Annotated in this window: 13 protein-coding genes; 6 read left to right on the top strand and 7 right to left on the bottom strand. The window is 43.4% G+C overall.

What is annotated here, in order from left to right:
- The first annotated feature begins 404 nt into the window (after positions 1-404).
- Together ACM0OZ_RS36785 and ACM0OZ_RS36780 are read left to right on the top strand one after the other, a co-directional pair.
- A complete protein-coding gene (locus tag ACM0OZ_RS36785; protein ID WP_414587784.1) occupies positions 405-974 on the top strand; it encodes a hypothetical protein in 570 nt (189 codons plus the stop codon).
- A gap of 18 nt (positions 975-992) precedes the next feature.
- The gene (locus ACM0OZ_RS36780) at positions 993-1127 is read left to right on the top strand and encodes a hypothetical protein (RefSeq protein WP_414587783.1); all 135 of its coding nucleotides are present in this window, start codon (positions 993-995) and stop codon (positions 1125-1127) included.
- 21 nt (positions 1128-1148) lie between these two features.
- On the opposite strand, the gene ACM0OZ_RS36775 is transcribed toward ACM0OZ_RS36780, so the two are convergent.
- Positions 1149-3137, bottom strand: a complete 1989-nt coding sequence (locus ACM0OZ_RS36775) for a pentapeptide repeat-containing protein (RefSeq protein ID WP_414587781.1) — start codon at positions 3135-3137, stop codon at positions 1149-1151.
- Between the two features lie 167 nt (positions 3138-3304).
- On the bottom strand, positions 3305-4093 hold the full coding sequence (locus tag ACM0OZ_RS36770; RefSeq protein WP_414587780.1) for a hypothetical protein: 789 nt from the start codon (positions 4091-4093) through the stop codon (positions 3305-3307).
- Positions 4094-4109: 16 nt separating this feature from the next.
- Between ACM0OZ_RS36770 and ACM0OZ_RS36765 the strand changes: the two genes are divergently transcribed.
- The 4 genes from ACM0OZ_RS36765 (at position 4110) to ACM0OZ_RS36750 (ending at position 8021) form a co-directional block, all read left to right on the top strand.
- Entirely contained in the window at positions 4110-4268 is a 159-nt protein-coding gene (locus tag ACM0OZ_RS36765) for a hypothetical protein (protein WP_414587779.1), read from the top strand.
- A gap of 300 nt (positions 4269-4568) precedes the next feature.
- Complete coding sequence (locus ACM0OZ_RS36760; RefSeq protein ID WP_414587778.1) at positions 4569-4811, top strand: hypothetical protein; 243 nt, start codon at positions 4569-4571, stop codon at positions 4809-4811.
- Positions 4780-5028, top strand: a complete 249-nt coding sequence (locus ACM0OZ_RS36755) for a hypothetical protein (protein WP_414587777.1) — start codon at positions 4780-4782, stop codon at positions 5026-5028. Before ACM0OZ_RS36760 ends, ACM0OZ_RS36755 begins: the two co-directional genes overlap by 32 nt.
- Before the next feature lie 113 nt (positions 5029-5141).
- Complete coding sequence (locus tag ACM0OZ_RS36750) at positions 5142-8021, top strand: tetratricopeptide repeat protein (protein WP_414587776.1); 2880 nt, start codon at positions 5142-5144, stop codon at positions 8019-8021.
- Positions 8022-8041: 20 nt separating this feature from the next.
- Here the strand turns inward: ACM0OZ_RS36750 and ACM0OZ_RS36745 are convergent, their stop codons facing one another.
- The 5 genes from ACM0OZ_RS36745 to iscB form a co-directional block, all read right to left on the bottom strand.
- Positions 8042-8257 (bottom strand): DUF4926 domain-containing protein, encoded by a 216-nt coding sequence (locus ACM0OZ_RS36745; RefSeq protein ID WP_414587775.1) that lies wholly within the window; start codon positions 8255-8257, stop codon positions 8042-8044.
- 19 nt (positions 8258-8276) lie between these two features.
- Positions 8277-8609: a DUF6883 domain-containing protein gene (locus ACM0OZ_RS36740; RefSeq protein ID WP_414587774.1), complete on the bottom strand. Its 333-nt coding sequence runs from the start codon at positions 8607-8609 to the stop codon at positions 8277-8279.
- A 135-nt stretch (positions 8610-8744) separates the two neighbouring features.
- Positions 8745-8891 carry a hypothetical protein gene (locus ACM0OZ_RS36735; RefSeq protein WP_414587773.1) on the bottom strand — a complete coding sequence of 49 codons (147 nt, stop codon included), beginning with the start codon at positions 8889-8891 and terminating at the stop codon, positions 8745-8747.
- 73 nt (positions 8892-8964) lie between these two features.
- Positions 8965-9192 (bottom strand): hypothetical protein, encoded by a 228-nt coding sequence (locus ACM0OZ_RS36730; RefSeq protein WP_414587772.1) that lies wholly within the window; start codon positions 9190-9192, stop codon positions 8965-8967.
- A 262-nt stretch (positions 9193-9454) separates the two neighbouring features.
- Positions 9455-10741, bottom strand: coding sequence for an RNA-guided endonuclease IscB (iscB, locus tag ACM0OZ_RS36725; protein WP_414587770.1), 1287 nt, complete (start codon positions 10739-10741; stop codon positions 9455-9457).
- Positions 10742-10787 lie beyond the last annotated feature (46 nt).

Below are 10787 nucleotides of genomic sequence, written 5' to 3'. Positions count from 1 at the left end.
TATAAAGCCTTGGCTTTTTGTGGAGTGATGCCGAAAAATACGCGGCGTACCCCCACTTATCAGTAAACAGTGAACAGTGACCAGTGACCAGTGAACAGTGAACAGTGAACAGTGACCAGTGAACAGTACCAGCCACAGTGCGTATAATGGGGCATACGCGACCCGCCACCAACGCATAAAGGTGCACAGGAGTGTGGTGTTTCCCCCAGGAAACGATGAAACTGATAACTAGTAACTGGTAACTGGTAACTGATAACTAGTAACTGGTAACTGGTAACTGGCAACTGGTAACTGGTAACTGGTAACTGGTAACTGATAACTGATAACTGATAACTGATAACTGATAACTGATAACTGATGTAAACTATCTACACCTAAGTGTATATGTAGATGTAGATGTAGACATGGTTAAGGTGATACGAGAATCGATTAACTTCAAATTGCCCAAACCCTTAGCAGCAGCGCTACGCAAAGCAGCCAGAGAACGTAACACCACTGCCACCGATTTAGTTATCCAGGGTCTGCAACACATTTTGGGCGATGTTCCTGGTACAGAAACGAGTGTAGAAACTCGTCTTGCCCAACTAGAAGAATTACTAGCAAACGGTAGCGACACACGTATTGACGACAGTACAGAAACACGCCTGACTCGCCTAGAAATCAAACTCGAAACAGTCACAGCCCGTCTTGCTCAATTTGAATCTGCCCTGATGACGGTGCAGAATCACCTCAATACTCGTTCATCGTACAGTCGTAAATCATCACCTTACTACACTCAAGGAGCGCCAGCGCAGTTGATGCCATTGGAGGAAAAAGACTTGGCACTACGGCTTAATACCAGCGCTTCGACGCTCCAGGAAAAACGGGCAACTGTTAGCTCCAAAGATTTTGAACTTTGGTGCAAACAGCGTGACCCCAGTAAATATGCGTGGCGATTTCACTCAAAAGATGGGCTTTACCACCCCATTAAATAAGCGACCGCCACCGCGCGATTGCGCGAGCGCAGTGCCCTTACGGGCGATGGTGCGGAACACACCCGCCGTAGGCGATCGCTTAAAACAGTGAACAGTAGCAGCCGCAGTACCAGCCGCAGTGAAAAACTGATGATGCGGGTACGTGATAACTGATAACTGATAACTGATAACTGTTCACTGGTTATCCCAATCCTCTAATGCAGCAATGACAAAGCTGGCTGCTGGATGACTGAGCAATTGTTCTAAAGCTGCTGCACCACCAGCCCTTAATGCACTGATGACTTTTTGCATCAAAGTGGGATTATTTTCAATGCGTTGAATAGCTTCTGTAGCAACAGCCATTCTTCCAGAGGTTGTATTAGTAGGAATTGACTGACTTAATTGTTCTAGTAGCTGTTGTATTTCTGCTGCAGTTGAAGCTAAATTTTGTTTTTGTTCTGATGCGTAAGTGTTTGAAGTTTGCTGATTATTATTACCCTGTGCTGCTTGCATTCCACCGTAAACGTTACCACCGCTGACATTTTGAGAGATTCCACTAGGATTATTAGTCATAGTACCTACCTGTTCAACGTTTGAATAAAAGTTAGGGCGTTGCAACGCCGTATGTATCATATTTTCTAAACTAAGAATTCTGTTATCTTTTTCTACTAATAGTAATTTAATTTCGCGCTCTGGTAAGCTTTTAATGTCATTATAAGTATCAAAATATTCTGCACTCAGTTCTGACTTATCTACATTTGGCGCAGTCTTAGCACGAAGCAAAAACTTATCTGTGCCACGTTTCTCCATTGCTACGATTTCAAGTTCTGCGTCTGGATGGTTCTCAGCTAACTGCTTGAAGGAAATTGCAATAGCCCTGGGGTCAACGCCTTGGTTATGATAAAGGTCAAGTGTGTCAACAATCGGTTTGATAAAATCACCAAACTCGCCATCTGCAAACACTTCTTCTCTGTTATCTGGTTTACGCAGGGGGTCTGGGTTTTCTTTGGTGGGGAGCCGCATATAAACGTATTCGCACCGCACTCCATTAAAATTTGTGTCCTTGGTAATACCCCAATCTTCTATGTATGCACCCGTGAGAGTCGCGCCTGTAAAGTCGGTTGAGTCTAATTGTGCTTGTACCAGTTTTGCTCTCGATAAATCAGCATCTTGCAAGTTAGCTTCACTTAAGTTTGCAGCAATAAAACTGGCATCTACCAACTTTGCCTTTTTAAAATTGACCCCGCGTAAGTCTTGGCGGTCAAAAATTTTATCCTGTCCCTGTCCTGTCACCAGCACGTCTCGCACTTGTGCCTTCTGAAGATAGGTTTCACCAGGACGAGCAAAATCAAGTTTTTTGGTTTTGTGGAAACAGGTACGAGTCAGAATAGCTTTTCTAAAATCTGTACTTTTGAGCGTGGCTCCGGTAAAATTAGCATCGCTTAAGTCTGAATTACGAAAACTTGTACCAAAAGTAGCAGCAAAAGCAACAGCCATGTTGCGAATAAGGGCATACTTTTCATCTCCTTTGAGCGATCGCCAACTGATATAAATACTGAGTAATACCAAGGCTCCGGCGAAGGCGAAGGCTCCGGCTCCGGCGAAGGCGAAGGCGAAGGCGAAGGCTCCGGCGATGGCGACGGCGACGGCGAAGGCTCCGGCGACGGCTCCGGCTCCGGCGACGACGACGGCGATGGCTCCGGCGAAGGCGAAGGCTCCGGCGAAGGCGAAGACGAAGGCTCCGGCGACGGCGAAGGCGACGGCTCCGGCGAAGGCGACGGCTCCGGCGAAGGCGACGGCTCCGGCTCCGGCTCCGGCGAAGGCTGAATTTATTAACCCTTGGCGAATTATAACTATAAAGACAACAATGACTACTATTAAGGCAGCCCAACCTGAAAGTTGATTGCTTAAATTTAAACTTTTATATACATAACTTATTAATGCTCCAATCAAAGCCGATACAAATCCTGCCAATCCAGCAATTAACCACGAAACATGCACTAAGGACGCCGCCCACCGCTTTTGCAATCCCGCTTTGGCATGACTGAAGTTTGCACCTCTGAGTTTTGCACCAGTAAAATTTGCGCTTCGGATATCTGCATCGCTAAAATTTGCCCCTTCAAGGTTTTGATTTCTAAAGGAGCGCCCACGGAGATTTTGACCGGAGTAGTCGTCTGGTGGCATAGCAAGATTACGAAGATTACGTCAAGATTTGATACAGTTTCTACAATGTCTTTTCCGTTTGTTTAAGAAAAAATTACTAAAAAAAATGAGAGGGCGATGCAAAGGAGCGCAGTGCATAAAGGCGATTGCGATTCGCTTCTGTGCCTACGGCAATCGCTTTTTAGCCGCTAAAAATAGAGAGCGCCCAATATCTCCTCTGCTTTCTCTCTTTCCTCCCTGGCTGTGCGCAGCATCATTATTTCAGTTGCATCTTTTGGATTCGGAAGCCTGCTGATAAGTTCGTTGGCTTCCCTGATTTGGCTGAGGAGCGATTGAATTTCTTCGCTCTGAGTATCCATATATTGTGCTAATTCCTCCTGTGCCCCCTGCCAGCTTTGGGATAAATCTTCGTGGCGCTGGACGAGATTAGATAGATACAAGGGGAGCGGTAAGCCTGATTTTTTGTACCCGCTTTCAATAGCTAGTGCCGTATCTCCATCAGGTAGGCGAAGAGTGAGAGTGCGTGAGCCATGCTTACTTTTTTCCCATTCCATCATAGGCTTAGGCATCTTTGGCAATGGTTGCTTCTGGTACTGTTTAATTTTCTGGGCAGTCGATAATTGAGTGTCGTCTTGGGCGAGGTGTGTGACGGCATCCTCATTTCGCTTCTGTCCGAGTTGAAGCAGGACATATAAACCAAGTTTTGGGGGCAGTTTGTCGGGGAGATTATCGGCAATCTCAGCAGCTTTGATGAACTTATTTAACTGAGTTTTTACCAGTCCTACGCTCTCTAGTCCCCTTACATATTGGCGCTTTGTTTCTGCTTTTACCTCAGCGAGGTACTGCCCAAACTTTAATTGTTGCTCGTTAATAAACTCGTACCACTCTTTCACTCTGAGAAATCTCTCGTCGATTTCACCAGAAATGTCAGAAAATTTTGGGCAGGCGATCGCATCCGTGATGGTTTCTGCTATCATGGCTTTAAGAAATATAATGTTTCAAACAAAAGCGCCTAGTTTTGCAGACAGGGGCGCTTTGTTTTGTTTATTTTACCATGTTACGGGAATTTCTCAGAGGAATTTGGAGGGCGATCGCCCAAGGGGCAGTGCCGTAGGCGATCGCATCTATAGACAAGTTACTTGGGCGATTTGAACTCTAGGGTTTTCATGGGCAAGATAAAGAATTCAAGAGAAGAACAAGAAGCAGAGCGATCGCCTGCTTAACGTAACAATGGTGCGGAGCACCCGCCGTAGGCGATCGCTTAAAACAGTACTAGCCGCAGTACCAGCCGCAGTGACCAAAAAACTGGTAACTGATAACTGATAACTGGTAACTGGTAACTGATTTAAGGCAAGCTTAAATTTATCCTCTAAGAATAAACCTAAAAATCCGGAAAGTCACAGGGAAGGTTTGTATTTTAATTTACTACTACCAAACTGATGAGCTAGTCTTATGACAGAACCTCTAACGGCAGCAGTGATTGTTTCCTTATTTTTCTCTGAAGCAATCAAAGAAGGTGGAAAAGCTTTAACTAAGGGCGTTACCGATACATTTGCTCAATTAGTCAATACCATTCGTGAAAAGTTTAGAGCAGAGGGAATGGAAGGACTGCTGAAACGAGCAGAAAATGACCCCACACAAAAGAATAAAGAGAAGCTACAAGATGAACTGCTTTCCTCAGATGGATGCAGATGAAGCATTTACGAATAAACTCAAGGAACTAGTCCAACAGCTACAAGCACAAGATGAAAGGATACGTCAGGTCGTTTTGAGTGAGATTGAATTAACTGGTGACTTGAAAGCAAAAGATATCACACAAAAAGCCACGCGGGATGGTGCAGTTGAGCAGGAAATGGTTAAAGGGGTGAAAGCTACAAACATTGATTTAGGCAATTTAAACCAAGAAGCTTAAAGAGCGTGAGCAGTACCAGCCGCAGTACCAGCCGCAATGAACAGTGATAACTGGTAACTGGTACTGCGGGTACTTGGTAACTGATAACTGATAACTGATAACTGATAACTGTTATGACTAGCAACCCAGAACCAAATATCCAGCAGCAAGCAGAAAATTCAACGCTTTCTGGTGGAATGCAAGCGATTCAAGGTGACAATAATATTCAACTTCAAGGAAATAGTCAATTAGTTGTACAAAAAATCTTTGAGAATGTTCAGGCTGGGGGGAATATAACAGTAGGAGACATTACTCAGGTTTACCAAACTGTAGACAATTTGAGAGATATTCCTAAACCAACAGGTTTTCCCCAAAACATTCCCTCCAGTAACACAGATAAGTTTATCGGACGAGCGCGGGAATTAGAACGCCTCCATGAACAGTTACAACGCAATAATGAAGTCGTCATTGCATCTGTTGAAGGTATGGGGGGAGTTGGTAAAACAGAATTAGCAATCCAGTACTCACTGCTATACTTACAGTTACACACTTACCCTGGCGGTATCTGCTGGCTACGCGCAAGAGAACAAGATATTGGTTTGCAGATAATAGGATTTGCGAAAACAGATTTGGGCTTGCAGCCGCCAGAAGATTTGGAGTTACCAGAACGAGTACGCTGGTGTTGGCAGCATTGGCACCAAGGAAACACGCTTGTGGTTGTGGATGATGTGAAAAATTACAGTCACATAAAACCTTATCTACCACCTCAATCATCCCAGTTTAAAGTACTCATAACAACACGACTCAAGTTAAATTTAGCTGGTTCTCTGTTTTTGGAAGTTTTGCAGGAGGATGATGCACTTTCATTACTGACTGAATTGGTTGGAGAAGAAAAGGTCAATCAAGAATCAATAAAAGCAAAAGAACTTGTTCAGCGTTTAGGCTACTTACCTCTGGCGTTGCAATTAGTCGGGCGGTATGTAAAAAAACGTAAAATATCCTTGACAGAAATGCTGCGACGCTTGGAAGAAAAAGGGCTAGGGCATCCTTCTTTAGAAGTAAAAGAAAATGACTCCACTTGGACTTCCGATATCAAACGTGGAGTAGCGGCTGCTTTTGAATTGAGTTGGTCCGAATTAAGTGAGTCTGCCCAAGAGTTAGGATGTTTACTAAGTTTATTTGCTTTAGCTGGGATTCCTTGGTTACTGGTGGAACGTGCTGCTGTTGAGAAAGACGCAGAAGAACTGGAAGATGCAAGAGTAGAATTAGAAAACTTGCACTTGCTTACGGGCGAAGATACTTATCAGTTACATCAGTTGATTCGCGAGTTTCTGAGAAACAAGCAAAAGAACTTAGCTTCAAGAGATGAGCAGAAGTATAGTTTTTGCCAAGCAATGGTAGAAGTGGCAAAGGAAATTCCTCAAACACCTAATCAGAACCAAATCACTGCCTTAACACCTGCTATTCCACATTTAGCAGAGGTAGCACAAAATCTAACTGATGCAGTCAGTGATGAAAATTTAATTTGGGTTTTTACTGGCTTGGGTAGGTTTTATCGAGGACAGGGTTTGTATGCACTGGCTCAACCGTGGTTAGAGCAATGTGTATCAGTAGTACAATCCCGTTTGGGAGATGAGCATTCCGATGTCGCCACTAGTTACAACAACTTGGCTAATCTCTACCAATCCCAAGGACGGTACACTGAAGCAGAACCACTTTTAATCAAAGCATTGGAACTAAGCCAACGCCTGCTGGGAGAGGAGCACCCGCATGTCGCCTTAAGTTACAACAACTTGGCAGCACTCTACTCATCCCTTGGACGGTACACTGAAGCAGAACCACTTCTTCTCAAAGCTTTGGAACTAAACCAACGCCTGCTGGGAGATGAGCATCCCAATGTCGCCTTAAGTTTCAACAACTTGGCTAATCTCTACCGTTTCCAAGGACAGTACACTGAAGCAGAACCACTTTTCATCAAAGCATTGGAACTTTTTCAACGCCTGCTAGGAGAAGAGCATCCCGATGTCGCCACCAGTTACAACAGCTTGGCAGGACTCTACCATTCCCAAGGACGGTACACTGAAGCTGAACCACTTCTTCTCAAAGCTTTGGAACTAAGGCAACGCCTGCTGCCAGAAGAGCACCCTGATGTCGCCTTAAGTTTCAACAACTTGGCTGTACTCTACCGTTCCCAAAAACGGTACACTGAAGCAGAACTATTCTACATCAAAGCATTGGAACTCAGGCAACGCCTAGTGGGAGATGAGCATCCCGATGTCGCCTCCAGTTACAGCGGCTTGGCATATCTCTACGAATCCCAAGGAAGGTACACTGAAGCTGAACCACTTCTTCTCAAAGCTTTGGAACTCAGGCAACGCCTGCTAGGAGAAGAGCATCCCGATGTCGCCACCAGTTACAACAACTTGGCATATCTCTACGAATCCCAAGGAAGGTACACTGAAGCTGAACCACTTCTTCTCAAAGCTTTGGAACTCAGGCAACGCCTGCTAGGAGAAGAGCATCCCGATGTCGCCACCAGTTACAACAACTTGGCATATCTCTACGAATCCCAAGGAAGGTACACTGATGCTGAACCACTGTACAAAAAAGCATTGGAACTAAGCCAACGCCTGCTGGGAGAAGAGCATCCCGATATCGCCCAAAGTTTCAACAACTTGGCATTACTCTATAATTCCCAAGGACGGTACACTGATGCTGAACCACTTCTTCTCAAAGCATTGGAACTATACCAACGCCTGCTGGGAGATGAGCATCCCAATGTCGCCCAAAGTTACAACAACTTGGCTTATCTCTACCATTCCCAAGGACGGTACACTGAAGCAGAACCACTCTACATCAAAGCTTTGGAAATTGCTGAACGCAGCTTAGGGGAGAATCATCCCAACACAATCACTTTCCGTGAAAATTTGCAATTATTGCGTGATAATCGCCAGTCTTATAACAGTGAACAGCTACCGGGAGCAGTGAACAAAAAACTGATAACTGATAACTGATAACTGGTAACTGATAACTGTTAATTAGGCTCAAAGTGCAATACCATAATCTGATTTGGACGCAAACCAATTGATTCATAAGTGCGTCCGTTGCGATCGCTAAACTCAACTTCAAAAGCAGTACCACCCGCCAACATCTCAACCACCGTACCAACTTGTCCACGCCACAAATTGTATTCGGGAAGGTCTACCGTCAAGGCTACCACATCAAGCAATTTAACTGAATTGGTTGTCATCTCATCTCACCTCCAGGTATTACAGGGGATAGCAGGTTGTTAATCTCGGAATATCAGAATCATGTTCGATAATCCAGCCACTCCGGATGATTCCAATTCTATTTTGCCATTCAAGTTGGAAATCTAAAGTGTAGCGTTGTCCAAATTCATCCTGTCTTCCCAGTTGAGCCGAATGAGTTTTGACAATTTCTAGAAGAATTTGACGCAGTTGTTCAGCATCATCAGCCGTCATACCCAGTTTCGATGAGAAGAGCCGAGCTTTATGTTTTCCGTCATCATGCTCTGGATTTAAACAGTAGTCACGAAGTTTACGAATATCAACAACTGCATTCTCTGCATTCGGAATCAGCATTAGAAAAAACAGTAGTTCTAAAAATATAATGATGAATTATAGTATTAAGCTCATCATCTCTTGCTCTCTTTCTTCTCGCATTTGATGAACGATTTCATTAATATCCGGTTCAAAGGGTTGACCACTACGCCGTTGCTAAATGGCTTGAGCATTGGCTAAAATTGTTGAACGTAAGTTTTGCCAATTGAATTGATGTGTTAATTTTTGGTTTAATAACTCTCGTTCAAGAGGAGACAAAGCTAGTATTGCATTGGCTAAAGATTCGACAAGCTGAATATTCATATTTCCTATCCTGTTATCAAAGCGAAAGAAGTGAATGTCATTTGCTTTTGAAGCAATCCTAACATTTTTTCACCTACTCTACACCACCACACAACTCGCCTACAGCCTGGAAATACTTACGCAGATACACTGCATCATCACCAGTAAAAAACAGGCTTGACAAGTTTCCTTCTCTATCAGAGGAAAGCAGATAAATTCTCACGCCCAAATCATCCCCTTTGACGACATAACTCTTCTTTGCTTCCAAATCAACATAGGCAATAGCATTCAAATTGATAATTTTATTTCCAACTCTTAACATTATTTCACCTCAGTTTAAAAGGGAACGCTTAACTCTTAACTCTTAATTCTTAACAGGAAATAGAAAATTCTGTTAAGAATCAAGAGTTCCATAAATGCAATGACTAAAAACTACCGAGCAGAGATATCGCCTTATCAAGATTCACAGAAATAAAAGGCGGAAGCCCACGAGTATGTGGGTGACGCACGGAACCCACATACGTCCAAGAGGCGTGGGAGGAAGCCGTAGGGGACTTTAGTCCCCGTGTTGAACGCCCTTACGGTTAGAAACCATAAGAATATCCATCCTTTTTATGAATAGCTGAACAATACTTGTGGCTAATTCCAGTTATTCTGCCCATCCTTGTGGAGATATCAAAGCTACCGCTAGCACGGCACAAAACTCGACCAAAATAAATTCCTACTTTTTTTCCGGATTTAACAACGGCTTTAACAATATCGCCAGTTTGAAATCCAAAATGAATTTGTTTATTGGTTCGATAACGAATAGGAAATCCATATTTATCTGTTCCTGCAATCTGACGAGTACCATAACCTGATGCCTTGATAAGTAATGGTTTAACGTCTTTAATGATTAGTTTTTTTGGAGTTGACTTACCAACACAAGCCGCATCAATCCAATGAGTTTTTTCTAAATCTTGTTGAGTACGGTTGAACTTTGTTAAACCACCAGAACCAGTTTCTACAGGTAATCCTGTATCTTTCAAAACCTCAAGCAATTTAAATCTTGTTACATTAACTGCCGAAGTATCTGCAAGAGGTTTTTTAGCTTGAAATTCAATCTTTTTCAAGCGATTGGGGTCTTTTTTCAGAAAATCTTTGATATCTTTAGTCCCTTTTTTGATGTTGCATTTCTCACAACTCAAAGTAAGGTTTGAGATTCTATTAGAGCCTCCTTTAGCCCGTGGGTGAATGTGTTCAATCTGTAATGGCACATCTTCTTTGTCGCAGTACGCGCACTTTCTACCAAACTTCTCCAACAAGTACTCACGAGTTTCGTATCCGGCAAGCGTACCATGCTGATATTCTTTACCCTGAATATCAGGATTTTGCATTAATTGCGTGTCAAATCTAACTAATTCTTGTGATATTGCAGTGATTGGTGCTAGTCGAATTAGCTTTTTAATCCATGTTTCTATATTGTAAACACGGCTCCTTAAACTTGGTGGTAGCCAACCGTCCGAACGCTTTCTATTATCAAATCGAGGTTGACGATAACGTGTTTTACGATTTCTTCTACATCTACGTAATTGTCTACGAGAAGTTAAAGATTCTCGAATTGCAAAACCTCGGTGCTGGAGTTCTGCTGCAAATACAACTTCACCCGTTGAATCGTTAACCACTGCTATCCCTGTGGTTTTTGCACCAGGGTCAATCTTGATTCTTAAAGGCTGCACTGGGGCATTTGGACGTGCTTCTTTCAAGAGAATCGTAAAGGGAAATTTGCGAAATATCGCGGCTTTACCATTTCTTAAAAGTTGTCTTGCTTGCGCTGGATGAATGGGGTCAAGGGGTCTTTTTTCGGTGTCAATTACTAATACTTTGGACATAAGTCCCTCCATTTCTGGGTAATGTTTGCTTCGACAAAGTTATCAG

The organism is Scytonema sp. PCC 10023, assembly GCF_963920835.1.
Lineage (GTDB): Bacteria > Cyanobacteriota > Cyanobacteriia > Cyanobacteriales > Nostocaceae > Kalymmatonema.
The sequence above is the reverse complement of the archived record's forward strand: the minus strand, read 5'-3'. Positions and strand labels throughout refer to the sequence as shown.

Bases quoted from the DNA above. Each gene is read 5' to 3' on its own strand.
- ACM0OZ_RS36735 (WP_414587773.1), bottom strand. From the start codon at position 8,891: ATGAATATTCAGCTTGTCGAATCTTTAGCCAATGCAATACTAGCTTTG.
- ACM0OZ_RS36770 (WP_414587780.1), bottom strand. From the start codon at position 4,093: ATGATAGCAGAAACCATCACGGATGCGATCGCCTGCCCAAAATTTTCT.
- ACM0OZ_RS36765 (WP_414587779.1), top strand. From the start codon at position 4,110: ATGTTTCAAACAAAAGCGCCTAGTTTTGCAGACAGGGGCGCTTTGTTT.
- ACM0OZ_RS36755 (WP_414587777.1), top strand. From the start codon at position 4,780: ATGAACTGCTTTCCTCAGATGGATGCAGATGAAGCATTTACGAATAAA.
- ACM0OZ_RS36750 (WP_414587776.1), top strand. From the start codon at position 5,142: ATGACTAGCAACCCAGAACCAAATATCCAGCAGCAAGCAGAAAATTCA.
- ACM0OZ_RS36730 (WP_414587772.1), bottom strand. From the start codon at position 9,192: ATGTTAAGAGTTGGAAATAAAATTATCAATTTGAATGCTATTGCCTAT.
- ACM0OZ_RS36740 (WP_414587774.1), bottom strand. From the start codon at position 8,609: ATGCTGATTCCGAATGCAGAGAATGCAGTTGTTGATATTCGTAAACTT.
- ACM0OZ_RS36775 (WP_414587781.1), bottom strand. From the start codon at position 3,137: ATGCCACCAGACGACTACTCCGGTCAAAATCTCCGTGGGCGCTCCTTT.
- iscB (WP_414587770.1), bottom strand. From the start codon at position 10,741: ATGTCCAAAGTATTAGTAATTGACACCGAAAAAAGACCCCTTGACCCC.
- ACM0OZ_RS36785 (WP_414587784.1), top strand. From the start codon at position 405: ATGGTTAAGGTGATACGAGAATCGATTAACTTCAAATTGCCCAAACCC.
- ACM0OZ_RS36760 (WP_414587778.1), top strand. From the start codon at position 4,569: ATGACAGAACCTCTAACGGCAGCAGTGATTGTTTCCTTATTTTTCTCT.
- ACM0OZ_RS36745 (WP_414587775.1), bottom strand. From the start codon at position 8,257: ATGACAACCAATTCAGTTAAATTGCTTGATGTGGTAGCCTTGACGGTA.